Annotated in this window: 23 protein-coding genes; 7 read left to right on the top strand and 16 right to left on the bottom strand. The window is 62.1% G+C overall.

All coding sequences use genetic code 11. From position 1 onward, the window contains the following. Positions 1 to 336: 336 nt before the first annotated feature. The 5 genes from PP263_RS01210 to rsmI form a co-directional block, all read right to left on the bottom strand. Positions 337 to 1,953, bottom strand: a complete 1,617-nt coding sequence (locus PP263_RS01210; protein WP_308366561.1) for a CocE/NonD family hydrolase — start codon at positions 1,951 to 1,953, stop codon at positions 337 to 339. 10 nt (positions 1,954 to 1,963) lie between these two features. Continuing rightward, entirely contained in the window at positions 1,964 to 3,169 is a 1,206-nt protein-coding gene (gene ltrA, locus PP263_RS01205) for a group II intron reverse transcriptase/maturase (RefSeq protein ID WP_308364412.1), read from the bottom strand. Between the two features lie 35 nt (positions 3,170 to 3,204). After that, the gene (locus PP263_RS01200; RefSeq protein WP_308366560.1) at positions 3,205 to 4,230 is read right to left on the bottom strand and encodes a CocE/NonD family hydrolase; all 1,026 of its coding nucleotides are present in this window, start codon (positions 4,228 to 4,230) and stop codon (positions 3,205 to 3,207) included. A 28-nt stretch (positions 4,231 to 4,258) separates the two neighbouring features. Continuing rightward, positions 4,259 to 5,572, bottom strand: a complete 1,314-nt coding sequence (locus tag PP263_RS01195) for an ATP-grasp domain-containing protein (protein WP_308366556.1) — start codon at positions 5,570 to 5,572, stop codon at positions 4,259 to 4,261. Between the two features lie 359 nt (positions 5,573 to 5,931). Next, positions 5,932 to 6,780 (bottom strand): 16S rRNA (cytidine(1402)-2'-O)-methyltransferase, encoded by an 849-nt coding sequence (gene rsmI / locus PP263_RS01190; RefSeq protein WP_308366555.1) that lies wholly within the window; start codon positions 6,778 to 6,780, stop codon positions 5,932 to 5,934. 51 nt (positions 6,781 to 6,831) lie between these two features. On the opposite strand from rsmI, the gene PP263_RS01185 reads away from it, so the two are divergent. The 4 genes from PP263_RS01185 (at position 6,832) to PP263_RS01170 (ending at position 10,372) form a co-directional block, all read left to right on the top strand. Beyond that, positions 6,832 to 8,757, top strand: a complete 1,926-nt coding sequence (locus PP263_RS01185) for a penicillin-binding protein activator (protein WP_308366554.1) — start codon at positions 6,832 to 6,834, stop codon at positions 8,755 to 8,757. Continuing rightward, positions 8,744 to 9,115, top strand: coding sequence for a YraN family protein (locus PP263_RS01180; protein ID WP_374693685.1), 372 nt, complete (start codon positions 8,744 to 8,746; stop codon positions 9,113 to 9,115). Before PP263_RS01185 ends, PP263_RS01180 begins: the two co-directional genes overlap by 14 nt. 72 nt (positions 9,116 to 9,187) lie before the next feature. Then, entirely contained in the window at positions 9,188 to 9,778 is a 591-nt protein-coding gene (locus PP263_RS01175; RefSeq protein ID WP_308366548.1) for an SIS domain-containing protein, read from the top strand. 3 nt (positions 9,779 to 9,781) lie between these two features. Next, positions 9,782 to 10,372: a BON domain-containing protein gene (locus tag PP263_RS01170; RefSeq protein WP_308366547.1), complete on the top strand. Its 591-nt coding sequence runs from the start codon at positions 9,782 to 9,784 to the stop codon at positions 10,370 to 10,372. 183 nt (positions 10,373 to 10,555) lie between these two features. Here the strand turns inward: PP263_RS01170 and PP263_RS01165 are convergent, their stop codons facing one another. Then, on the bottom strand, positions 10,556 to 11,746 hold the full coding sequence (locus PP263_RS01165) for an acetyl-CoA C-acyltransferase (protein ID WP_308366546.1): 1,191 nt from the start codon (positions 11,744 to 11,746) through the stop codon (positions 10,556 to 10,558). Positions 11,747 to 11,971: 225 nt separating this feature from the next. Here PP263_RS01165 and PP263_RS01160 point away from each other — a divergent pair, with 225 nt between their 5' ends. Together PP263_RS01160 and PP263_RS01155 are read left to right on the top strand one after the other, a co-directional pair. Beyond that, a complete protein-coding gene (locus tag PP263_RS01160) occupies positions 11,972 to 12,568 on the top strand; it encodes a LemA family protein (RefSeq protein WP_183455738.1) in 597 nt (198 codons plus the stop codon). 130 nt (positions 12,569 to 12,698) lie between these two features. Beyond that, entirely contained in the window at positions 12,699 to 14,594 is a 1,896-nt protein-coding gene (locus tag PP263_RS01155; RefSeq protein WP_308366545.1) for a M48 family metallopeptidase, read from the top strand. A 41-nt stretch (positions 14,595 to 14,635) separates the two neighbouring features. On the opposite strand, the gene PP263_RS01150 is transcribed toward PP263_RS01155, so the two are convergent. The 9 genes from PP263_RS01150 to zapE all read right to left on the bottom strand — a co-directional run bounded on the left by PP263_RS01150 (position 14,636) and on the right by zapE (position 23,319). Then, complete coding sequence (locus tag PP263_RS01150; RefSeq protein WP_308366544.1) at positions 14,636 to 15,250, bottom strand: Yip1 family protein; 615 nt, start codon at positions 15,248 to 15,250, stop codon at positions 14,636 to 14,638. A 247-nt stretch (positions 15,251 to 15,497) separates the two neighbouring features. Continuing rightward, a complete protein-coding gene (locus tag PP263_RS01145) occupies positions 15,498 to 16,718 on the bottom strand; it encodes a GGDEF domain-containing protein (RefSeq protein ID WP_308366543.1) in 1,221 nt (406 codons plus the stop codon). A gap of 126 nt (positions 16,719 to 16,844) precedes the next feature. Then, complete coding sequence (locus tag PP263_RS01140) at positions 16,845 to 17,240, bottom strand: ClpXP protease specificity-enhancing factor (protein WP_183456101.1); 396 nt, start codon at positions 17,238 to 17,240, stop codon at positions 16,845 to 16,847. Between the two features lie 120 nt (positions 17,241 to 17,360). Beyond that, positions 17,361 to 17,987, bottom strand: coding sequence for a glutathione S-transferase N-terminal domain-containing protein (locus PP263_RS01135; RefSeq protein WP_308366542.1), 627 nt, complete (start codon positions 17,985 to 17,987; stop codon positions 17,361 to 17,363). Positions 17,988 to 18,101: 114 nt separating this feature from the next. Beyond that, complete coding sequence (locus PP263_RS01130; protein WP_308366541.1) at positions 18,102 to 20,303, bottom strand: ubiquinol-cytochrome c reductase; 2,202 nt, start codon at positions 20,301 to 20,303, stop codon at positions 18,102 to 18,104. Continuing rightward, positions 20,300 to 20,899, bottom strand: a complete 600-nt coding sequence (gene petA / locus PP263_RS01125) for a ubiquinol-cytochrome c reductase iron-sulfur subunit (RefSeq protein WP_308366540.1) — start codon at positions 20,897 to 20,899, stop codon at positions 20,300 to 20,302. The genes PP263_RS01130 and petA overlap by 4 nt, the downstream gene beginning before the upstream one ends. 305 nt (positions 20,900 to 21,204) lie before the next feature. Continuing rightward, on the bottom strand, positions 21,205 to 21,597 hold the full coding sequence (gene rpsI / locus PP263_RS01120; protein WP_308366539.1) for a 30S ribosomal protein S9: 393 nt from the start codon (positions 21,595 to 21,597) through the stop codon (positions 21,205 to 21,207). 15 nt (positions 21,598 to 21,612) lie between these two features. Beyond that, positions 21,613 to 22,041 carry a 50S ribosomal protein L13 gene (gene rplM, locus PP263_RS01115; protein WP_183455722.1) on the bottom strand — a complete coding sequence of 143 codons (429 nt, stop codon included), beginning with the start codon at positions 22,039 to 22,041 and terminating at the stop codon, positions 21,613 to 21,615. 153 nt (positions 22,042 to 22,194) lie between these two features. Next, positions 22,195 to 23,319: a cell division protein ZapE gene (gene zapE, locus PP263_RS01110; RefSeq protein ID WP_308366538.1), complete on the bottom strand. Its 1,125-nt coding sequence runs from the start codon at positions 23,317 to 23,319 to the stop codon at positions 22,195 to 22,197. A 201-nt stretch (positions 23,320 to 23,520) separates the two neighbouring features. Here zapE and PP263_RS01105 point away from each other — a divergent pair, with 201 nt between their 5' ends. Continuing rightward, positions 23,521 to 23,979: a ZapG family protein gene (locus tag PP263_RS01105; RefSeq protein WP_308366537.1), complete on the top strand. Its 459-nt coding sequence runs from the start codon at positions 23,521 to 23,523 to the stop codon at positions 23,977 to 23,979. Between the two features lie 55 nt (positions 23,980 to 24,034). On the opposite strand, the gene sat is transcribed toward PP263_RS01105, so the two are convergent. After that, complete coding sequence (sat, locus tag PP263_RS01100; RefSeq protein WP_308366536.1) at positions 24,035 to 25,225, bottom strand: sulfate adenylyltransferase; 1,191 nt, start codon at positions 25,223 to 25,225, stop codon at positions 24,035 to 24,037. Between the last annotated feature and the right edge of the window lie 24 nt (positions 25,226 to 25,249).

The following is a 25,249-nucleotide window of genomic DNA, read 5'->3' as shown; positions in this document are numbered from 1 at the left end:
TCGGGACTCGGGACTCGGGACTCGGGACTCCAAAAGTATCGCGGAGTTTGAATCGAAGGCCCTGATGCCGGGGGCTGTTTGCTGGACCTTACGCGGCCAGGGACGGCCGTGTAGAGCGTACAGGGATGTATTTACGGGGGGGCGCCTAGCCCGTGTCTGGCAAACAGCCCCCGGCAGCAGGGCCGCCACTGAACTGGCTACAGAGTCCAGAGCCCGGAGCAGGCACCATAGCAATCGGGCGGTTGCGCGTTCTATTAGCGAGATCGATCGCGGCCATGGGCCGCTCCTACAGTTGATGCCTGCCAATTTCCAATTGCCTTCGAATACTTTTACTTTTCAGACCAGATCGCGGGGTATTTTTACGTCCCAGTTGTCGGAATAGACCCGTTTCTTTCCCTCGTAGGCGTCCAAGGCGGCGTGAATGCAGAAATGGGATGGGGTGGAATCGAGCACCGTGTGGGTTACCGTGCGGATTTCCCAGTCTCCCCGCCGGTAACCCCACTCCCAAAGCGTCTCCCCCCGCGGGGAGGTGTAGTCGTATCCCCGGTAGCTGTACCACTCCAGGGCCTTTCGCTGCATCTCCAGGTCCACCGATTCGATGTGAACGACGCCGTCATCGTTGATCACCTCCAGGGTGGAGATGTCGGTTTCCAGATCCCGGATCACACGCCACTTGTGCTGGCCCGCCTGGACCCTCCGGGTGGCCAGGGGCCGGGCACCTTCCGGCGGGGGAAAGGCGATGGCCTGATCCTCGGCATCCCGGCGGGGGCGCTCGGGCAGCACCAGGCGACTGACTCCGGTAAAGATGGTCAGCCGAGCCGGCTCCGGGGCCGGCCAGGCCAAGGGAAAGTAGGAGGTGGAGATCGACAGCCGCAGACGGTTGCCCGAGGGGAAGGAGTGGCCGATGTTGTTGAGCTCCATCCGGATGCGGTAGCGCCTGCCCGGCTCCAGGGGCCGGGGCGCCTCCGACCCTTCGCGGTGGGTGAGATTGAGCAGCCCGTAGGTCACCCGGGTCGCCTTGTCATCGGGGGCCACGTCGGACAGGCGGACGGCCAGCATCGCCACCGGCCGGTCGGCGGCGAGCTCCAACTCCAGCCGGGCGGCCCCCAGGATCTCCAGGGATTCCCCCAGTTGAGCGGAATCGAAGACCAATGCGCCGCCATCCTCTTCGCGCTGGTCGTGGGGCAGGTCCGGGGTAGCGGCATAGGAGCACCATTTGCCGGCGAATAGCCCCACCGAAAGGGGAGACTGTATGGTCATTATTTTCTCTGCCACTTCCGCCCCGGGCCATTCCAGGGTCCCGGGGCTGGCCAGAGTCAGGGGGCACTCCCGGGTGTTCGGCGAGGGCCACTCGGGTTCTCCAACCCAGCGGCCGGGGCGCTCCTCATAGAAGGTGGTGGGGGGCTCGTGATCCTGCATCCAGACCCGGAGCATGGGCTCCTCCATGATTCCGGTCTCCTTCCCCTTTAACCAGTGATCCCACCAACGCAGGCATTCCTGAAGGAACCCGATGGCGGGCCCGGGGATTCCCTGGTGGGGATACTTATGGCTCCAGGGCCCCACCAGGCCCAGGCGGGGCACCTGCAGCTTGGCCAGCAGCCGGAATACCGCGTTGGTGTAGCCGTCCGCCCAGCCGGAGACGGCCATTACCGGACACTGGATGGCACTCCACTCCTCGCAGACCGAGCCGTGCTTCCAGTATTCGTCCCTTCGCTGGTGGCGCAGCCACTTCTCCAGCCAGAAACCGCTGCCCCGGAGTCGCTGAAACCACAGTTCCCGCCATCGCTCCCCCACGATCTGCGGATCCGGCGGCAGAGAGTTGAAGGCGAACATGGTGGAGGCCCAGGAGAGGTTGTCCCCCAACAGGCAACCGCCCATATGGTGGAGTCGAGTCGCCCCGGGGACCCTCCCCCCGAGGCGCTCACAGAACCGGACGTGAACGTCTCCGCTCATCCGGCTCCTCCTACCCAGCCTGTCCATGTAATAAACGCCAATGGGCAAACAACCCCGGCTGTCTGCGCGCAATACGCTCCAACCAGTGGGTTGCTCGCCTCCTGTGGCCCCGCAGTCTTTTGAACTTGCGAGTTGCCCAAATTACGAGCCTACGGTCAATCCGCCGGAGGGTTGTATACAGCGCTGACTTGTAAAATGCGCTGTAGTAATTGATCCAGCCGCGGATCACCGCGTTGAACATCCTTGCCAAGTCTTCCAGTGACTTGTCGCTGCGCAGATGCAGTTTCCAGCTGCGTACTTCCTGCCGGATTGCTTTCGCCGCTTTGTTGCTGATCGCCGGACTGAAGTTGATGAAGAACTTTCCCTTCCGATTTTTCGATCTTCTCGGGCGAAAGGTGTAACCCAGAAAATCGAAACTGGTGGCGGGATAGTCCAGACGTCGATCGTCGTCTTTGCAGTAGACAATCTTGGTCTTCTCCGGATGAAGTTCCAGTCCACAATCTGCAAAGCGCTGTTCCAGCGCATTTTTCAGATGTTCGGCCTGCTTCCGTGTGCGGCAGTGACAAACACTATCATCGGCGTACCGCTCGAAGGGAATGCTCGGATAGTGCCTTTGCATCCACGCATCGAAGGTATGGTGCAAGAACAGGTTCGCCAGCAGAGGACTGACCACACCCCCTTGCGGGGTGCCCTTGGTCCTCTCCTGTAATGCCCCACCATTCAGTTGCACCGGGGCTGTCAGCCATCGCTCGATGTAGAGCAGCACCCATTTGTCTTGGGTGTGGTGGCGCACCGCTCGCATCAAGAGTTCATGATCGATGTTATCGAAGAAACCCCTGATATCCAGATCAACGACCCAGTCGTTGCGCCAGCAGCGCTTGCGCGCCTGTCCAATCGCCTGACGGGCTGACTTGCCCGGCCGATAGCCGTAGGAGTCCGGATGAAAATGACGTTCCAGGTCCGGCTCCAGGGCTTGTTTGACTACCATTTGGGCAACCCGGTCCGCAACCGTTGGAATTCCCAGTGGACGAACACCACCGTCCGCCTTGGGAATCTCCACGCGTTTGACCGGTGGGGGTATGTAGCTACCAGACGCCAGTCGATTCCAGAGTTTATAGAGATTGCCTTCCAGCTTCTCTTCAAACATCTCCAGGGTCTGACCGTCTACGCCTTCCCCGCCCTTATTGGCCTTGACTCGTTTGTAGGCTTCCCACACCTGACGTTTAGTGATAGGAAATGACTTCGCCTGATTCAAGAGTGTCCTCCCATTGCTGGTTGCACTCTTGTCTCAGGCTGGATAGGGCAACCCCTTCGCTCCAGCTCCATTACAGAGCCTTCCTCACTACTACAGGTTGCTCCGCCCCTGTACCCCGCATTGGTACTCAGATACTCGTGGGGCTTCCACTTGCATCGCTCCCTTAGCATCGGGGTGACAGGTTCCCACGTTCCACACAAGAGCCTGAGCCGTGTTCTCGCCGCCTTTATGCCGGACGCCGCCTGGGCAGTAGACAGGTTTCTCCCAGACTTATCCCGGGTTAACGACTTCCCCCCGGTTTTGACGTCGTCCCTACGCTTTCGACACGTCATCAGCGGTTCACTTGCGTTCGACTTCACGGCCCTTACCTGACCGGTTCTTGACCGGCCTTTTCCATACTCGCTCACTACCACACCTTTTAAGTGCAGCAGCAGTAGGTGGTTTGAAGCCTCCGCCTGCACGGCGGCTCCGAGGGGCCCGCCCTCATCTCTTGTGCAGCACGGCTGCACGGAGGATTCACATCCTCCAGTGCGCCTTCGTGGCGCACCGTCGTCCGCGTAGCGGTCGTCGGTGGAGGCCACACTCACCACGGCCTTGAGTTCCGGGGGCCTGAGGGCGGCGATCTGCAGTCCGTTGAAGCCGCCCCAGGAGATCCCGATCATGCCCACCTTACCGTCACACCAGGGCTGTCGGGCGATCCAGCGGAGGATCTCCACCCCGTCGTCGAGTTCCTGTTGCAGATACTCATCCTCCAACACGCCTTCCGAATCCCCGCTTCCGCGGATGTCCACCCGAACGCAGGCGTAGCCGTGGGCAGCAAACCACGGGTGCATGATGTCGTCCCGGGCCCGGGTGTTGTCCCTCCGGCGGTAGGGAATGTACTCCAGGATGGCGGGAACTGGATCGGCTTCGGCGTTCTCCGGCATCCAGATCCGCGCCGCCAGCCGGGTTCCGTCGCTCATCGGAATCGAGGCGTGCTCGATATCGCGGATCGGTCGCGGCAGGGGATCGATGATCTTCAAGGTTCGGCTCCTTCAAAGACGTCTGTCGTCATCCGGCCTGAGCCCGCCTCTCGCCGGGCAGAGACTGGAACTCCAGGGGCAGCCTCTTTACCAGTTCGCTGTAGTAGGCCTGGAGTTCGCGATGGTCCCGACCGCCCATGAAGATCACGGCTACCTCGTAGCTATAGACCTCCTGGCCGCGGAGTTCAGACAGACGATCCCCTTCCTTCACTTCGACCTGGATCCTTGCGCCGGGGAATTCCGACTCCAACGCACTGAGTTCGGCCGCGGTGGGAACCCGGGTGACGATCCCGTCCTCGAATCGGCGCAGCATGAATTTTGTGGCGACGCTGTGTTCGCCCTCCCAACGGGGAAAATCCGGCCGGCGCCCCAGCGCGACCTCCACCGCCACCTCGTGATGGGAGGCTCCGGCCACGTCGGCGAACAGGGGGGAATGGGACTTGGATATCCGGGTATTGACCTCCAGCAGCCGGACCCGATCGCTCTCCCGATCCCAGTAGAACTCTACGTTGAAGGGGGTGTCGTCCAGGTCCAGGGCAGGCACGGCCCGCTCGGTGACGGCCACCATCCGCTCCCTGACCTCCCGCGGCAGTTGGGAGGGAAATTCGTAGCGGGCGAAGGAGGAGCGCAACGCCCCTTCGCGAATGGAGTCCACCGTGCCGTAGACCACCACCTTGCCATGCTGGATATATCCCTCGAGGGTGCACTGCCAGCCGTCGATGGGCTTTTCCAGCACGCAGTGGTTGGCATCGATTTCCCGGGGAATGTCGGCCGGGAGACGGGCCCGCTCCATCAGGCGAGCGAAGGGATCGCCAAAGCGGCCGATCCCCTCCCGGATTCCCGACAAGGCCTGGCGCAGCTCCCGGGAATCCGCCACCCGATAGACCATCTGGGAGGAGAATCCGATCACCGGCTTGATCCAAAAGGGGAAATCCAGCTCGATCCGATCCTCCGCATCCGGGTCGAAGGGGTCCAGGCTCTGGAATTCAGGAATGTGCCCGGGGATCACCTCGCGCTGCCGAAGCCGGCTCCAGTACTTGTGATCGGCGATCAGGGTGGCGGCGAGGCTGGCCCCGGGAAGCCCGTGATCCCGGCGGAAGACGGCCAGAAGTGCCGTGGTGGGAAAGTCCCAGTGACCAATGATGGCATCCACCGGCACGCCGGCGCCGGCGAGTTCCCGCCTTCCCTTCTCGATCATGTCCTCGATGGGATAGGTCTCGGGGTTTACCACCATGTCATAGGGCAAAAGGCCGTGGAAAGCATAGGCGTCGGCATTGCGAATGGTCTGCAGCTGCCGGAGATGGAATTCATCCAGGCCGATGACAAAGACATGAGTCGTCATGCCAGCTCCCGCATTGACTGGTTGCGCTGCCCGGAACGGGTCCTCTAGGGAGATTAGTCGTTAACCGGGGATCGGGAGGGGGCTGGCCGGCCCCGGCTATCCGCCAGAGGTGGCGGCCGTTGTCGCAGCCCTTGATTCGGCTCCACTCGGTTCAATCGTCGATGGGGGGTTGTAGATATCAAGCTCTCACTGATTCGTCATACCGGCGCAGGCCGGTATCCAGTCCAGTGGCAATCTGGATTCCGGTACCGGATCAAGTCCGGCATGACGTTCCTGCGCCGGAACGACGACAGCACGTTGTAGGGGCTTCGCCCAAGTGGCTTTATCGATCAAGAGCAAACATAAGATAGGGTTCGCCCCTACGGGGACTTCTGCTCCAGACTCCAGTTATACAGGACCTTCTTGTTCACACCGGTGATTTCCGCACCCAGAGCGGCGGCGCGTTTGGGTGGAAGCTCCGCGAGCAGCAGCTTCATTATCCGCTCGGCCTCGCTGTCCAGCGCTTCGCCCTGGCGCCGCTCGGCGCCGCGCACCAGCAGCACGATTTCGCCGCGCTGCTGGTCGCTGTCCGCGCGCACCCAGGCGGCCAGTTCCGCCAGCGGGGCCAGGCGAATGGTTTCGAACGTCTTGCTCAGCTCCCGCGCGATCACCGCCTCGCGCTCGCTGCCAAAGGCTCCCGCCATCGCCTCCAGGGTGTCCGCCACCCGGTGGGGGGCCTCGTAAAACACCAGGGTGCGCTCCTCCCCGGCCAGTTGCTCAAACAGCTTCGACCGGGCCTGTGCTTTGGCCGGTGGGAACCCCTCAAAGCTGAAGCGGTCGCTGGGCAGGCCGGCGGCGCTGAGCGCGGCGACGAAGGCGCAGGGGCCGGGAACCGGCACCACTCGAATACCCCGCGCGTGCGCCTCCCGCACCAGGCGGTAGCCCGGGTCGGAAATCAGCGGCGTGCCCGCATCGGAAATCAACGCAACTGTCTGGCCCTGCTCCAGCCTCTGCAAAATCTGGCCGGTACGCCTGTCGTCCGAGTGGTCATGGTAGGCGACCAACGGCGTATCGATATTGAAGTGGGAAAAAAGTCTCCGACTGTGACGTGTGTCTTCCGCCGCAACCAGATCGGCGCATTGTAGAACTTCGACGGCTCGCGGTACCATATCGGCCAAATTACCAATAGGCGTAGCGACGATATAAAGCAGCGCCTGATCCGGCCCCATAGTTCACGACCCCATAGTTCAAACAAGAGTTAAGTTTTGCGGGAGAAAAATATGTCCGCCCCGTCCCGGCGTTCCCTTTACCGGCGTACGCCCCCGATTATTGCCGGCCTGCTGGCCCTGGCCCTGGCCGCCTGCCAGACACAGGCACCGAGGCCGGGTATACAGATTCCAGTGGCCGGCGACAGCGCCAGTCGCAGCAGCGCCGTACAGCTGCTGCACAGCGCCCGGGGTCTGCCTTCGCCGGAGCGCGACCGCCAGCGCCTGCAGGCGGCGGCCATTCTATACAAACTGGGCGATAACACGACCGCAAAGCAGGCGGTAACCGGCATCGAAGCGGAACAGCTGAACGACACACAGTACGCCCAGTACGCGCAAGTGTACGGCAGTTTGCTGGCCGCCGAAGACGAATTCTTCCGCGCCCTGGACCTGGCCGCCGCACCGCGCCTGGAAAATGCCTGGCTGCAGCTGCCGCCGGAAACCGCCCTGCCCCTGCGCAGCCTGCGCGCCGATTTATGGGGCCTGCTCGGCGACCTGGACAGCGCCATCGCCGAGCGCCGGCAGATTGCCGCCCTGGCCCGCGATGAGCGGGACGTTGCCGCCAACAACGACGGCTTCTGGCAACTGCTGACCCAGTTGCCCTCCAGCGAACTGCAACTGCGCGCCGCGGAGAGCACCGATTCCATCATGCGCGGCTGGTACCAGCTGGCCCTGCTCGGGCGCGACACCCAGACCGATATCAGCTCCCAACTCGCCGCCCTCAGCCGCTGGCGCCAGCAGTGGCCCCTCCACAGTGCCAGCCGCCAGCCGCCCCAGGCGCTGCAACTGCTCGAACAACTGGCCACCCAAAGCGCCGATCGCATCGCCCTGCTGTTGCCGCTTTCCGGATCTCTGGGAAGCGCCGGACGCGCAATCCGCGACGGCTTCATGGCCGCCTACTACACGGCCCTCGACTCCGGTGCCCCCACCCCCGATATCCAGGTGTACGACACCGGCACCCAGCAACCGTTTGAAGAGGTCTACCAAAGTGCGGTGGACAACGGCGCCCAGGTGATTGTGGGCCCCCTGGACAAACGCAAGGTCGCCAACCTGCTGGCGACGGAGAAACTGCCGGTGCCCACCCTGGCGCTGAACTATGCCGGGGAAGGGGACGACAGCGGCCGCCTCACCGACGACCTGGTGCAGTTCGGTCTCGCCATCGAGGACGAGGCCCGCCAGGTGGCCCAGCACGCCTATCGCCAGGGCCACCGCCAGGCGATGATCCTGGCCTCCGATGCCGGCTGGGGCCAGCGCGGCGCCGAGGCCTTTACCGAGGAGTGGCAGCGCCTGGGCGGCACAGTCAGCATCAGCAGGAGCCACCGCGACAACAGCAACTTTTCCCAGTTGATCAGCGATGCCCTGCTGGTCCCCGACAGCAAGGCGCGGGAGAGCGCCCTGCGCAGCAAGCTCGCGGCTCCGCTGAAGTTTACCCCGCGCCGGCGTGGCGACGTGGACATGATATTCGTGCTCGCGCAGCCGCAGCAGGCCCGGCAGATCAAACCCATGCTGACCTTCTTCTACGCCGGCGACCTGCCGGTATACGCCACCTCCCAGGTGTACTCGGGCGAGGTGAACTCCAACCGCGACCGGGATCTCAACGGCGTGCGCTTCACCGCCCTGCCCTGGCTGTTCGAGAGTGACAACCGCACCAAGCAGAGTATCGAGAAACAGGCGGCCCCGGCCCCGGCTTTCGCGCGTCTCTACGCCCTGGGCGCCGACGCCTTCCGCCTGTTCCCCCGCCTGCCCATGCTGCGGCAGTTCCCTCAGCAGCGGGTACACGGACTTACCGGCGCACTGAGCCTGTCCGCGGACGGCCGCATAGTGCGCGAACAGATATGGGCCCGTATCGAAAAAGGCACACCGGTGCCGGTGACCACGGCATCCGAGCCGGCGCCCGGCGACGAACCGATGGAACTCAGCGGCTACAGTGAAACTTTTTGACCGCCCCGCGGCCACAGGCAATGTGGGTGCACAGATGGAGGAGGCCGCGGCGCGTCACCTGCAACGCGCCGGGCTCAAACTGGAAGCGCGCAACTACCGCTGCCGCCGGGGCGAAATCGACCTGATCGCCCGCGACGGCGACACCCTGGTGTTCGTGGAAGTGCGCTACCGCCGCAACAGTCGCTACGGCTCCGCCGGAGCCACGGTGGACCACCGCAAGCAGCGCAAACTGCTGGCCGCCGCGGATAATTATTTGCAACAGCACAAGCTGGATTGCCCCTGCCGCTTCGATGTCGTCGCCATCGAGGGCGATGCCGGAAACATCCAGTGGATAACCAACGCCTTCGGAGCCCCGTAGGGGCGAACCTTGTGTTCGGCCCGGGTTCAGAATAAATGCAGGCGAACTCTGTGTTCGCCGATAAAGGAAATAATGGAACAGCGAGTTGTAACCCTCTTCCACCGCAGCCTGGAAGCCACCATGAACGCCGGCGAACTGCTCGCCCCGCTGATTGCCGAGGCCAGCGATATGGTGGTGCACACGCTGCTGGCGGAGAACAAACTGCTGCTCTGCGGCAACGGCGTGAGCGGCGCCCTGGCACAGAGTTTCTGTTCACAGCTGATAGGCGGTTTCCAGCGCGAGCGCCCGGGGCTGCCCGCCATCGCGCTGAACAGCGACGGCGTCTCCATCGGCACGGTGGCGCGCAATCACGGCCGCGCGGAATCCTTTGCGCGGCCGGTGCGCGCGCTGGGACAGCCCGGCGACCTGCTGGTAATCGTCAGCGGGGACGGCCGCGACTCCAACCTGGTGCAGGCCGTGCGCGCCGCTCGCGACCGGGATATGGGCATACTCGCCCTCACCGGCGGCGACGGCGGCGACTGTGCAGCCCTGTTGGATACCCACGATATCGAGCTGCGTGTACCTTCCGAAGTTGCGGCCGAGGTACACCAGGTACACCTGTTAACCATTTTCTGTCTGTGCGATCTGATCGACAGCAGCCTGTTCGGTGGCTACGAGGACTGAACCATGCATAAAATCCACACTACCCGCAAAACGACTCTTTTCACCGCCCTTGCACTGGCCGCTACACTGGCCGGCTGCACCACAGTGCTGGAGGCCACCCACGACGGCCCCATCCAACAGGATCCGGGCAAACGCTCCCTGGGCACCTATATGGATGACCAGAAAATGGAGACCGTCACCACCGTCAATATCAACAAGGCGCATCCGGACCTGAAGGCATCGAATATCAACGTCAATGCCTTCAACGGTGTCGTGCTGCTCACCGGCCAGGTCCCGGACAACGAACTGCGCCTGCTGGCCGGACGCACGGCACAACAGGTGCAAAACGTGCGCCAGGTGTACAACGAGATCCAGGTGCGCGGCAACGTCTCCCTGCTGGCCAGTTCCAGCGACGCCTGGCTGACCACCAAGGTCAAAAGCGTGCTGTTGGCCAACGATGAGATCGACAGCGGCCGCATCAAGGTGATCACCGAAAACGGTGTGGTCTACCTGATGGGACTGCTGACCCGCGCCGAGGCGGAACGGGCGGCGGATGTGACCCGCGGTATTGGCGGGGTGCAGAAGGTGGTCAAAGCCGTGGAATACATCGACTGACGTCCGCACAATTTGCAGGCTTGATTTCCTCTATCGATCGCGGTTGGGCCGCTCCTACAAAGTGCTAAGGAGTCTCTGATTAACGTCATTCCGGCGAAGGCCGGAATCCAGAAATCCGCGATTTCCTCTGGACTCCGGCTTACGCCGGAGTGACGAAATGGACTTATTTAGATTGAGCGGAAGTTAAACGCGCTCAATGGCCACCGCCGTGGCCTCGCCGCCGCCGATACACAGGCTGGCAACGCCCTTTTTCAGGTCGCGCTTTTCCATCGCCGCCAGCAGGGTGACGATAATCCGCGCACCGCTGGCGCCCAGCGGGTGGCCCAGGGCGCAGGCGCCGCCGTTGACGTTGACCTTTTCATGGGGCAGGTTCAGTTCGCGCATGGTGGACATGGTGACCACTGCGAAGGCCTCGTTGATCTCGAACAGGTCCACCTCGTCCGGGGACCAGCCGGTGTTGCCCAGCAGTCTCTGCATCGCCGCCACAGGCGCGGTGGTGAACCACTCCGGCTGCTGCGCGTGCTGGGCCTGGCCACGCAGTACCGCGAGCACTTTCAGGCCGCGGGCCTCGGCCTCGCTCTGGCGCATCAGCACCAGCGCCGCGGCGCCGTCGGAAATGGAGCTGGAATTGGCGGCCGTGACAGTGCCGTCCTTGCGGAACGCGGGCTTCAATTGCGGGATCTTGTCCGGGCGAGCGCTGCCGGGGCCCTCATCCACTTTCACCTCCAGGTCGCCGCGGCGGGAGTGCACGGTGACCGGGGCGATTTCCCGCTCGAAGGCGCCGTTCTCGATGGCCGCCTGGGCACGGGCCAAAGACTCCAGGGCAAAGTTGTCCTGCTCCTCGCGGGTAAATCCGTACTTGTCCGCGGTGGCCTCGGCGAAGCTGCCCATCAGCTTGCCGTCGTAGGCATTTTCCAGGCCGTCGAGAAACATGTGATCCAGCACTTCGCCGTGCCCCAGACGCATGCCGCCGCGGGCCTTGGGCAGTAGATAGGGGGCGTTGCTCATACTCTCCATGCCGCCGGCCACGATCACCCTGCCCTCGCCCAGCAACAGCGCGTCCCGAGCCATCATCACGGTCTTCATGCCCGAGCCGCACACCTTGTTTACGGTGCTGCAGGGAACCCCTTCCGGAATGCCCGCGCCCAGCGCCGCCTGGCGCGCCGGCGCCTGGCCCAGCCCCGCGGGCAGCACGCAGCCCATCAGTACCTCGTCCACGTCCGCGGGCGCCACGCCCGCGTCTTCCAGGGCCCCGCGAATGGCGGCGGCGCCCAGTTCCGGCGCGCTGGCTCCCGCCAGGGCACCCTGCATGGCGCCCATGGGCGTGCGCGCCATTCCGACTATCACTACGGGATCTGAAGTTACATCACTCATACCGGCCTCTCCCAAATCTATTGGCGGCCCAGCCGCCTGTCGTTATTGCGATCAGCATTATAACCGAAGGAGGCTCCTCCCCCGATATCCGCCTTTGACAGTAGGGATGACCCAAGTTTCTACGCCCTGATGTGACACAGAGCCACACCTCTCTGGTTCCCGCTGAACCCAAAACTTGAGTTAATATCGGCACCGGACACACAATCATTTTTTTTGGGAAGTACTATGGAAATCTCCACCATTGTCTGGCTGGTGGCCATCGCCGCGCTGATGTTCTACGTGGTGGGCATCTACAACAAACTGGTTTCGCTGAAAAACCGCTATAAAAACGCTTTTGCGCAGATAGAAGTGCAATTGAAGCGCCGCTACGACCTGATTCCCAATCTGGTGGAAACCGCCAGGGGTTACCTGAAGCACGAGCGTGAAACCCTGGAGGCGGTCACCAGTGCGCGCAACACCGCGCTCGCCGGCCTCAAGGCCGCCGCTGCCCATCCCGACAGCCCCGGAGCCATCACCGAGCTGGGCCACGCCGAGGGCGCACTGGCCGGCGCCCTGGGGCGCCTGAACGTGGTGATGGAGGCCTACCCGGACCTGAAGGCCAACCAGAACATGATGCAGCTCACGGAAGAGCTGACCAGCACGGAGAACAAGGTGGCCTTTGCCCGCCAGGCGTTCAACGATGCGGTGATGTCCTACAACATCTACAAGCAGAGCTTCCCGCCGGTATTTTTTGCCGGCTTCTTCGGCCACCGGGAGGATGCCAGGCTGCTGGAATTCGCCGATTCCGAGAGCTTCCAGGCCGCGCCGAAAGTGGAGTTTTGATCCCCCTGACTCGCCTTGTAGGAGCGGCCCATGGCCGCGATCGACCTATGCTGCGAAGCACCGCCGATCGCGGCCATGGGCCGCTCCTACAGGGAGTCCACAACCAACAAACCTGATCGGTTCAGCCTGAATGAATTTCTTCGAATACCAGGATCGCGCGCGGCGCAATAGCGCCCTGCTCGTCGCGCTTTTCTCCCTGGCGGTGGTATCGCTGATCACCATCACCACCCTGCTGGCGGCGGCGCTGGTGGCCTGGTCCCGCGGCCAGACCTTTTCCCCGGTAGACGGCCAGGTGCTGGGCTGGGATACGGTCGCCGCCATCGCCCTGGCAATCGCCGCAGTGATTGCCCTGGGCAGCCTCTACAAGCTGCGCCAACTGGCCGCAGGCGGACGGGCGGTGGCCGAGTCCCTCGGTGGGCGCAAGATCAATATCGCCCCGCACGGCGCTGCGGAGAAGCGCGCGCTCAATGTGGTGGAGGAGATGGCCATCGCCTCGGGTACTCCAGTGCCGGATGTCTATATTCTCGACGACGACGCCATCAATGCCTTTGCCGCCGGTTACAAGCCCGCGGATGCGGTGATCGGCCTGACCCGCGGCAGTATCGAAAAACTCAGCCGCGACGAACTGCAGGGCGTGGTGGCGCACGAGTTCAGCCATATTTTCAACGGCGATATGCGCCTGAATATCCGCATCGTCGGTCTGCTCAACGGCATACTGATTATCGGCCTGCTGGGCTATTGGCTGTTGCGCGGCAGCTACTTCGGCTCGGGCCGCAGCCGCAGTCGCGCCGCATTGCTGGGGCTCGGTGCCGGGCTGGCGGTGATCGGCTATACGGGAACTTTTTTCGGCAATTTGATCAAGTCGGCGGTGAGTCGTCAGCGGGAATTTCTCGCCGACGCCTCGGCAGTGCAATTTACCCGCGACAACAGCGGCATCGCCGGCGCGCTGAAAAAGATCGGCGGTTACAGCGGCGGCTCGCAGCTCTCCGCGAGCAACGCTGCCGAATTCAGCCATATGTATTTTGCCAGCGGATTGAAACGATCCTTCGCCAATCTGTTTGCCACCCACCCGCCACTGGATGAGCGTATCGTCCGGCTGGACCCGCAGTGGAACGGGCGTTTTCCCCGGGTGGAAGAAGCGGCCGCGGGGCTCGCCGTGTCCGCGGAGCGGGATGCCCAGGTAATGGGTATCACCGCGGCCACGCCCTTCGATACAGTGGCCGATGCCGTGGACAACAGTATCGGCAACCCCGACGAGCGGCAGATGCAATACAGCCGGCAACTGTTGCAATCGGTGCCCGGGGCGCTGCAGCAGGCCGCCCGCGATCCCTTCGCGGCCCGAGCACTGGTCTACCACCTGCTGCTACACAGGGACGAGGCACAGCGGCAGGCGCAACAGCAACTGCTGCAAAAAATTGCCCACCCTGCGGTGGTGCGGGAGATGCACAAACTGCAACCGCAACTCCAATCGCTGCCCGCCACCGCGCGCCTGCCGCTGCTGGATCTCTGCGTGCCGGCGCTCAAGGCGCTGGCGCCGCAGCAGTACCAGGTGTTCAAGCGCAACCTGATCAAGCTGCTGCGCAGCGACAACCGGGTGGAATTGTGGGAGTGGTCGCTCTATCGGGTATTGATGCACGCACTCGAAGGCGCGCCGGACCGCCATAGGCACTCGACGAAGTCCGCCGCCACCGGCGACGCCATGCGATTTATCCTCGCCGCTGTGGCCCACGCCGGAAACGATGCCTACCTGCCGGCCAAACGCGCCTATGAGGCCGGACTCAGGGCGTTGCAACTGGACATTACACCGCTGCCCGCTGCGGGTGACATCACCCTGCCGCGGCTGGACAAGGCCATCGCCATCGCCGGCTCCATCAAACCACTACAGAAACCCGCACTGCTGAAAGCCATGGCGGCAACCATGACCCACGACGGTGTGATAGCGGCGGAGGAAATCGAATTGTTGCGCGCGGTGGCGGACAGCCTGGATTGCCCTATGCCACCGGTGATCGGGGACAACCGTCGGTGATCGACGGCCAAAGAAGTGACATGTTGCTTATTGACCCCTGATCAACTCTGATAAACCGGCCCCATGCCCAGGCTCCACAGAATCACTGCCCCCACGCGCACTATTACCAACAGCACCAGGCCGACGGTGATTACTGAGTAGGCGTACAAAAAAGCCCGCTCCTTGCTCATGTTCATCAGGATAGGGATGCCTTCGAAGATCAGGTAGATGGAGTAGACTCCGGCCAGGCCGGTGACTGCGGCATTCAGCCACAGGTGCGGGTAGAGACCGACAATACCGGAGAGAAAGATCGGTGTGGTCACGAACACCGCCAGTGCGGTGCCCTCGTAGTGGCGCGTGGGTTCGTCGCCCTTGACGCCATAGGATCTGGACATCCAGTTGATGAATTCACCGAACAGGTAGACCCCAATCAACAGGGAGAAATAAGTCACTACCGCCAGGGCAGCGGCACTGCCGGGAGTCAGCCTCGCCACGTGATCGCCCACCCGGAAACCCACCAGGGTTACGCCGAAATAGCCTGCGACGCAGGGAATCAGCGCCAGTATCGGCACATGACTGAAGAATACCTGGGCGAAGGAGTGGCGCTCACTGCGAATGGCCTCCCACTCTTTGCCGGGATGGATAAAGATGCCGAGGGTATGGCTGAGGAATCGCACGCCCTATCTCCCTTTGCTGCCTTGCCTTGCAGTATGGTGGGCGGTGGCGGATTAACCAATAACGAGCGGGAATAGGGCGCCAGTTTGTTGCGGTTCATCCCCTCTCTCCCCAGCGGCGTTTGCACCTCCTGCTCTTCTATAGGGGAGCCCGTGGCCGCTGATTGGCCTGCGCTACGAAGCGAGATCAATCGCGGCCATGGGCCGCTCCTACAGGAAGGGGGACCGTCCCGAGTCCCGAGTCTCAAAATCACTTATGCACACAGACCCTGTTGCGTCCACCGCGCTTGGCCCGGTACAGGGCGCGGTCTGCGGCGCCGAGGACATCCTCGGGGGACCTCATCTCCCGGCTGCTGCTGGCCAGTCCCACACTGACTGTGGTCTTGATCACCTTGCCACCACCCTGCCCGCGCTTGCTGAGCGCACGGCTATCACCCTTGCGGGGACGGGAGGCACCGCGCAGACGCAGGGGGTAATCGGCGATTTTCTCCCGCATACGCTCCAGGGAACGACTGGCGCGCTCGTTATCTCCTCCGCGCAGAACCACCACAAACTCCTCACCACCGTAGCGAAAGGCTCGGCCGCCGCCGTAACGGTCGATCTGCCCGGCCACCATGCGCAGCGCCTGGTCTCCGACCTGGTGGCCATAGCGGTCGTTGAGCTTCTTGAAATGATCGATATCCACCACGGCGATGCTGTAGCGCCGCCCCAACGTAAGCAGATAGCGGCTGTAGGCGCGGCGCGAGGGAATGCCGGTAAGTTCATCGCGGAAAGCCAGTTCGTAGGCCGAGCGCAGTGCCAGCAGCGTCAGCAACAGACCGGCGGAGACCGCCACCAGCACCAGGGTGCCCTCCTCCGCACCGGTGTAATAGGCCCCAAGCAGCAAGAGCACGCAGGCGAACAGGCCCACCCCGATATGCTCCGGTCGCCAGAAGGCTCTCAGACCGGCGAACGCGGCTGCCGATATCAATAGCAGATCCTCCGATTGCACCCGTCTCAGGATATCCGGCAGCCAAGGGGGCAGTATTGATCCCACGGGGAAGTGCAGCCAGCCGGCCAGCTGTGCGGAGCAGCACCGCTGCAGTTCGGCCAGCGCCATCCCCTGGGCGGTTATAACCGCCATCAGCAGAACACCGAAGCCGTTTAGCGGGCTGCGGTCCTCGCTGATGGAAACCAGGGAAATATTGACCGCCGCCAATGCCAGGGCGAGACCCACAACCGTCTCACCGGCGGGGATCACCTGAAAGAAATTCACCGCCGTGTAACCCGCCAGCAGCAGTGCCGCGACAAAAGCCACCCGGCTCAACTTGAAGAAAATCCCAAGGGACAGGGCAATTCCCAACAGCAGGTAGGGCAGTTTTGGCAGCAGCAGCCCCCGGAAACTGAGCAGATTGAAATATTGCGCCGCAACCGCGGCCAACAACAGGCCGGGCAGCCAGCAATAGCGGAGCCGGTGCAGAAATAAAGGCATGACGGGCAAAAATTTTGTGAAATTTGCCGGCCATTATACCGGTTGAAAGGCGTGCCTGTGGGAATAGGTCTCAGGCCTTTGAAGTGAGAGTGGTGAGCGAATCTTTCATCCGCTCACCATCGGCTACTACTTCACCACCCGCAACGAGGGTTTCTTCGCGGACTTGCGCCCAAGGCTGGTGGGTGGGGTGGGCTCGGGTGGCTCCGGGGTCTCCTCCGCCTCGAACACCATGCCCTGGCCGTTCTCGCGCGCGTAGATACCCACTACGGCACCCACCGGTACCTGGATATCCGTGGGCACACCGCCGAAGCGGGCATTGAAGCGGATGGCGTAGTTGTCCATGGCCAGGCCTGCCACCGCGCTCTCGGAAATGTTGAGCACTATCTGGCCGTCTTCATTGACGTGCTGCTGGGGCACCAGTACGCCGGGCAGATGGGTGTCCACCAGGATGTAGGGAGTGCACCGGTTGTCGGTTATCCACTCGTAGAATGCTCGCAGGATGTACGGGCGGTTGGACGTCATATCCGGCTTACTCAAGTCGCTCTCCGCTATTATTGCCAACGAGGGGTCAGTGCTTGCCATCCATGGCGCGGCGCCAATCCGCGCACAAAGCGGTGCTTTGTCTACGCGCGGCCTGGCCCCTCAGCGCATTTCCCGTTCGTACTCGGTCAGGCTCTGCTGGAAAGCCTCACGGGAGAACAGGCGATCCATATAGTCCAGTAGTGGTTTCGCCTGTTTGGTCTTCGGCAAGCTGACCTCAAACTGCTCCAGACGCCACAGCAATGGTGCCATACAACAATCCACCAGGGAGAATTCCTCGTTAAAGAAATAAGGCAGATCAGTGAATAGTGGCGCTATCCCCGAGAAACTGTCACGCAGGTCTTTGCGGGCGGCGGCGACGTCTTTGCCACCGGCAAGAATCTTCTCCACCAGCGGGCACCAGTCGCGCTCAATGCGGTACATGATCTGACGACTCTGCGCGCGGGCCACCGGATAGACCGGCAGCAGTGGCGGGTGCGGGAAACGCTCGTCCAGGTACTCCATCATCACCTTGGTTTCGAACAGCACCAGGTCGCGATCCACCAGGGTGGGCAGAGAATTGTAGGGGTTGAGGTCAGCCAGTTCCGCAGGTTTGTCGTCGGGGTCCACATCTATAATATCGACGGATACTCCCTTTTCCGCGAGCACAATGCGCACGCGATGGCTGTAGTGGCTGCGACCATCGGAAAAGAAGGTCATGGAGGAGCGCTTGTTGGTCGGCACACCCATGTTCTAACTACCTCAAATTGATTGGCGGGCACGGCGGCCGGCCTTCTGTCAAAAAGCAAACAAGGGCGGCAGGCAGGCCCACCACCCTGTGAAAATATAAAGTCTACAGCTGCCTCAGTGGTGAACGTCCTTCCAGTATTCACGGTTCAACAGCCAGGCGAAGACAAAGAATACCAGGATAAATGCCAGCACGAAGAAGCCAGTGCGCTTGCGGCCCTCCGCCATCGGCTCGGCGACATACTCCATAAAATTAACCAGGTCGTAGACCGCCTGGTCGAACTGAGCCTGGTCCATGGAGCCCTTGATATCTTTCACCTGCAGGCTGCCGCACTCGGCGTCCATAATCGGGTTGCCCAGCTCATCGCGCACGGCATGGCCATGTTCGCGCTTGGGCCCGGGGGCGCACTCCGGCAAGCCCTGTAGCTCCATCAGCACGTGCGGCATGGCCACACTCGGGAACACCTTGTTGTTCACGCCTGTGGGGCGGCTGTCGTCCTTATAGAAACTGCGCAGGTAAGTGTAGAGCCATTCCGGCGAGCGGGCGCGGGCCACCAGGGTGAGGTCCGGTGGCGCAGCACCAAACCACACCTTGGAGTCCTCCGGACGCATGGAGATCTTCATCAGGCCGCCGATCTTGTCGTTGCCCAGCACCAGGTTCTGCATCATCAGCTCGTTGGGGATACCCAGATCCGTGGCCACCCGCTCCCAGCGGGAGAAATTAGCGCTGTGGCAACCCATGCAGTAGTTGACGAAATACTTGGCGCCCCGCTGCAGCGAGGGTTTGTCCTGCAGGTCGATATGGATGTAGTCCAGTTCGACCCCGCTCTCGGCACCCACCGCCTTGATGGGTAGGAAGGCCAGCAGCGCCACTATGATCAGGCCGCCAAATAGCACACCGAAAGTTTTGCCGCCGGAGGGGCTGGTGACCCGTTCAGGCTCCGGGTGCACCGCGTCGCGGCCAGTAAGCCACGGCAGTGCCGCGAAGAGCGCGGCGAACAGCAGGCTGGCGATACCGACAAACAGACTGGCCTTCCAGTTGCTGACCGCCATCCACAGGAAGAACACGCCCAAGACACCGCTCACCACCCAGGACGGGATGCCCTTGCGCTCCACCGGGTTGCTCCAGATGGGCATGGTGATGAAATAGGCGAAGTAAAACAGGGTGGCCACCTGGGCCAGGAAGTTGCGTCCCGGGGTTGGGGACTGAACCCCCAGGTAGCCGAGTACGATAAACACTGCAGCGAACACCAGCAGCAGCGCCTTGGGCAGCACGCCCTTATAGCGGATCGAGCGCACCGGGCTCTTGTCCAGCCAGGGCAGCACAAACAGGATCGCAATCGCCGCGCCCATGGCCACCAGGCCGAGGAATTTGGCGGTCAGCGGACCGATGTCGATGGTGACCGCACGCAGAATGGCGTAGAAAGGCGTGAAGTACCATACCGGCGCGATATGCGGCGGGGTCTTCAGCGGGTTGGCCTCCTCGAAGTTGGCGTGTTCAAGGAAGAAACCGCCCATTTCCGGGAAGAAGAACACCACCACGCAGAAGATGAACAGAAATACCGCCACGCCCACCAGGTCGTGCACCGTGTAGTAGGGATGAAAGGGCACACCGTCTCTGGGCACGCCGTTCTCATCCTTGTTCTTCTTGATCTCCACGCCGTCCGGGTTGTTCGAGCCCACTTCGTGCAGCGCCAGGATATGCAGCACCACCAGCAGCACCAGCACCAGCGGCAGCGCGATCACGTGCAGGGAGAAGAAGCGCGTGAGAGTAATACCGGAGATCAGGTAGTCGCCGCGGATCCACTGCACCAGATCCTCGCCGATGCCGGGGATGGCACCGAACAGGGACACAATCACCTGCGCGCCCCAATAGGACATCTGGCCCCAGGGCAGCACATAGCCCATAAAGGCCTCGGCCATCAGCACCAGGTAGATGCACATACCGAAGATCCACACCAGCTCCCGCGGCGGCTTGTAGGAGCCGTACATCAGGCCGCGGAACATATGCAGGTAAACCACTACAAAGAAGGCGGAGGCGCCGGTGGAGTGCAGATAGCGGATCAGCCAGCCCCACTCCACGTCGCGCATGATGTATTCGACGGAGGCAAAGGCGCCCTCGGCGGAGGGGTTGTAGCTCATCACCAGCCAGATGCCGGTGAGGAGTTGGTTGGCCAGTACCAGCATCGACAGCACGCCGAAAAAGTACCAGACGTTGAAGTTCTTGGGCGCGTAATACTTGCCCATGTGTTTGTCCCAGGCCTGGTAAATCGGCAGGCGCTGATCGACCCAATCCCCCAGTGCAGTTAGCCAGTTCATGCGCTGCCCTCCTGATCTACGCCAATCACGATTACGTCGTCGCTCTCATAGAAATAAGGCGGCACATCCAGGTTGGTGGGCGCGGGCACGCCTTTGTATACACGGCCGGCCAGGTCGTACTTGGAGCCGTGACAGGGACAGAAGAAGCCGCCCATCCATTCGCCGCCACCCAGGTCCGCAGCGCCCACTTCCGGGCGGTACATAGGGGCGCAACCCAGATGGGTGCAGAGGCCCACCAATACCAGCAAGTGCGGCTTGATGGAGCGGTTTTCGGGGTCCACATAGGGAGGCTGGATGGACTCCTCGGAATCCGGGTCCCGCAGCAGGGGCTCCACCTTGACCAGGTTTTCCAGCACCTGTTCGGTGCGGCGCACGACATATACCGGCTTGCCGCGCCACTCGACGGTGACCATCTGGCCCGGCTCCAGCTTGCTGACGTTGTATTTGACCGGCGCGCCGGCGGCCTTGGCCTTGGCGCTCGGATTCCAGGACTTCACAAAAGGCACGGCGATACCGACTGCTCCGGCACCACCGACTACCGAGGTGGCGGCGGTCAGGAAACGACGCCGCCCCGCGTTTACACCGTCATCACTCATGACGTATTTCTCCCATCACAGCGCCCCTTACTTCTGATGAAGAGGTCTGACCCAAACCCAAAAAACCTTCCGCACCGCTTTTTCGCGCGAATAAACCCCATAAATCAAGCGGATACAAATCCGCGCAATGTTAAAGAAAATGCCAAACTGATACAAGGCAAGCCGGCGGGAACGTCGGGAAACCCGCAGCGAACTGGCGAGGAAATAAGCAAAAATGACAAGAAGTGCTCAGCACCAGAAAATGCTCCCGGCACTGGCCCGGAACAAAAAAACCCGGCTGTAGCCGGGTTTTCCGTAGGAGTAGCTTAACGCTTGGAGAACTGTGGTTTCTTGCGCGCCTTGCGCAGGCCCACTTTCTTCCGCTCCACGGCGCGGGCGTCGCGGGTTACATAGCCCGCGGCGCGCAGCGGCTGGCGCAGCGCTTCGTCATACTGCATCAGAGCGCGGGTCAGGCCGTGACGGATAGCGCCCGCCTGACCGAAGGAACCACCGCCCTTTACAGTGACGTTAATGTCGAATTTTTCAGTCATTTCGACCATTTCCAGCGGCTGCCGCACGATCATGCGCGCCACTTCGCGGCCGAAGTATTCGTCCAGGGCACGGCCGTTCACAGTGATCTTGCCCTCGCCCTGCTCGATGAAAACACGGGCGGTGGAGGTCTTGCGGCGGCCGGTACCGTAGTATTGAGTAGTTGCCATAAAAGTATTTTCCGTTTAGATCGCCAGTTCAATCGGCTGTTGCGCCGCGTGAGGATGTTCGCTGCCTTTGTACACCTTCAGCTTCTTGAACATGGCGCGACCCAACGGACCCTTCGGCAGCATACCTTTTACGGCGCTTTGAATGGTGCGCTCGGGCGCTTTCTCAACTAGCTTTTCAAAGCTGATGGACTTGAGACCACCGGGGTAGCCGGAGTGGCTGTGGTAGATCTTGTCCTTGGCTTTGTTGCCGGTTACACGCACTTTTTCCGCGTTGATCACAACGATGTAATCACCAGTGTCAACGTGGGGCGTATACTCAGGCTTGTGCTTGCCGCGCAGACGGGTAGCGATCTCGGCGGAAATACGGCCGAGAGTCTTGTCCGCAGCGTCAACAATATACCAGTCGCGTGTTACCGCTTCCGGCTTGGCACTGTATGTCTTCATGTTATAAAACCTGCAATATGGCCCGAAACAAAAGGGCCGTCCCACAAAAGAGCGCGGATAGTACACAAGAGGTGTACGCTTTTCAAGCGGGTTTTGGGGCTGGGGCAGAAGCAGGGCCGCCACAGAGTTTCGGCCTCCCGCGCCAATCCCAACTCAATCCGGCCTATGGGGCCGCGCCAGGTACTCCCGGGACTGCATCTCCAGCAGCCGGCTGACCGTCCGCTCGAACTCGAATTTCAGGTGGCGCCCCCCGTACAGCTGCTCCGCCGGTACCTCGGCGGAGATTACCAGCTTGACGCAGCGGTCGTAGAACTCGTCCACCAGGTTGATAAAGCGCCGCGCCTGCGCCTCCATACGCTCGTCGAAGCGCGGCACATTGGCCAGCAGCACGGTGTGATACTCCCGGGCCAGCTCGATATAGTCATTCTGGGAACGCGGTCCGTCACACAGGTCACTGAAGTCGAACCAGGCCACGTCATCCGCCACTTTCAGCGCACGGATGTGCCGGCCCTCTATATCCAGCTCCACCTGCCCCTGTACCTCGCAGCCCTCCACCATCAGGCCGGCGAAACTCCGGGCCAGGCTGACGTCCGCCGAATCGTCCAGCGGCCAGTGATAGAGTTCGGCCATCTCCAGGGCGCGCAGGCGATAGTCTGTACCGCCGTCTACATTGACCACCTTGGTATGCCGCTCCAGCAAAGCGATGGCGGGAAGGAAGCGGGCCCGCTGCAAACCGTCCCTGTACAGCCCCGCCGGCTCGATATTGGAGGTGGCCACCAGAGTGACGCCGCGCCGGAACAGCGCGTCGAGCAGATTGGCAAGGATCATCGCATCGGTGATATCGGAGACGAAGAATTCGTCGAAGCAGAGCACCCGGACTCGCCCGGCAATTCGCTCCGCCACCTTTTCCAGCGGATTCCTCTCCCCCGCCAGGACCTTCAGTTCCCGATGCACCTCGCGCATAAAGCGGTGGAAGTGGGTGCGCTGCTTCTGCTCAAACGGCAGCGACTCGTAAAAAGCGTCCATCAGGTAGGTCTTGCCGCGACCCACGCCACCCCAGAGATAGAGCCCCCGCTCCGGCCCCCCCTGCCCCCGCCACATAGCGCGCAGGCGCTCCCGCAAGCCGCCCGCCTCCCCCTGCGCCAGCAGGCGCCGGTACAAATCCTGCAGTTGCTCGACTGCAGCTTCCTGGGCCGGATCGGCAATGAAGTCCGGGCGCTGTAAATCGCGCCGATAACGCTCCAGGGGCGAAAGCAACGGGCTGTTGGATGGGGACATCTACGGAAATAACCGATTGGCTGGTTGCGAAGGGCGCCACTCTACCAAATTCTCCCAGTGCGCGCCCAGTGGGGTGTAAGGCACTAAATGCGGATATCAGCGGCTAGCCACTCAAACCCGACGCCGGGCTCTGAATTGCGTATAATGACGGCACCGTCACGGACTGTCGGTGTCATTGTCAAAGTTGAGGAGAAAGTTTTCGTGCACTCTACATCGGTATTGATTCTGGTCGCTGTTCTCGGCCTGGCGCTGGGCGCGCTATTGGCCTTTCTCGCCGTCCGCAGCCGCAACGGCGTTGATCGAACCCAGGAACTGGAGCTCCGCCTGCGCGAAGCCAACAGCAAACTGGAGGACTTCCAGCTACAGGTCAACGAACATTTTGACCAGACTTCCCAACTGGTCCACAACCTGACCGAGAGCTATCGGGAAGTGCACGAATATCTGGCCAACAGCGCGGTGCGCCTGTCCAGCCAGGATATCGGCCGGCAGATGCTTGAGGCCGGCAGCGGCAAGCTGAGTGACAATGACGAGAATTTGATGGTAGCTCCACCGCGGGACTGGGCGCCCAAGGAGCCGGGTGCCAAAGGCACCCTGGCGGAGGACTTCGGCCTGGAAAAAGACCGGACGGAAGAAGAAGCCGAGGGCACCGCGAGCCGCTGATGCCACATCACAATGACCAGTGGCCCCCATGGCGCCACTGGTCATTGTTCATCCATCACTGCTTCTGGTAGTAATTCATCAGAATCTGAGCCACCTCCGGGCGGGAGAACTCCGGGGGCGGCGCAATACCGTCACCCAGCATTTCACGCACTTTGGTGCCGGACAGCAGGATAAAGTCCTCCTTGGTGTGGTCTGGCACGTCGCGCATCATCACCACCCTATTCAACTTTTTTGAGTAGGCCGTGTGATCGGCGCGGAAGATCTCGATTTCCAGCGCTCCCTCCGGGACCTTCTCGTCAAAGATGGTCTGCGCATCGAAGGCGCCGTAGTAATCCCCCACTCCCGCGTGGTCGCGGCCGACGATCAGGTGGCTGCAGCCGCAGTTCTGGCGGAACACCGCGTGCAGCACCGCTTCCCGCGGGCCCGCGTAGAGCATGTCGAAACCATAGCCGGTCACCATCACTGTGTTGGCCGGGAAATACAGCTCAACCATCTTGCGAATCGAGGCGTCGCGTACCGGCGCGGGAATATCCCCCGGCTTCAGCTTGCCCAGCAGCATATGGATCAGCACGCCGTCGGCGTCCACCGCCTCCAGGGCCATTTTGCACAGCTCCTCGTGGGCGCGGTGCATGGGGTTGCGGGTCTGGAAGGCCACCACCCGGCTCCAGCCGTGCTCGGTGAATTCGTTGCGGATTTCCACTGCAGTGCGGAAGGTATCGGGGAAATCGCTCTGGAAATAACTGAAGTTCAGCACCTCGATGGGGCCGGAAATCAGCTGGCGGCCAGCGGATTTGAAAGTGTTCACGCCGGGGTGCCTGTCGTCCAGGGTGCCGAAAACATGCTCCGCTATGGTATCCACCTGCTCATCGGACACGGTCTCGATGGCCTGTACATCCATAATCGCCAGCACCGGGTTGCCCTCCACATTGGGGTCGCGCAGTGCGATACGGGAGCAGCCTTCGATCGCGCTGGTATCTTCCACCATATTCACCACCGGCACGGGCCAGAAGAGACCGTCGACGGTGCGCAGGGACTCGGCCACACTCAGGGCATCGGCCAGGTTCATGTAGCCGTGCAGAGGATTGAAGTAACCCGCCCCCAGCATCACCGCATTGGCGGCCGCCGCGGAGCTGACCACAATCGACGGCAGTGACTCCGCCTCGTGCATCAGTTGGTGATGCCTTTCACTGTCGTACACAAACCGGGGCTGCAGCTCGACACTGCCGTGGGGACGGACCAGGGACATAGAGTTCTCCGAGAATAGATTCAG

This window comes from Microbulbifer sp. TB1203, from assembly GCF_030997045.1.
GTDB lineage: Bacteria > Pseudomonadota > Gammaproteobacteria > Pseudomonadales > Cellvibrionaceae > Microbulbifer.
The sequence above is the reverse complement of the archived record's forward strand: the minus strand, read 5'-3'. Positions and strand labels throughout refer to the sequence as shown.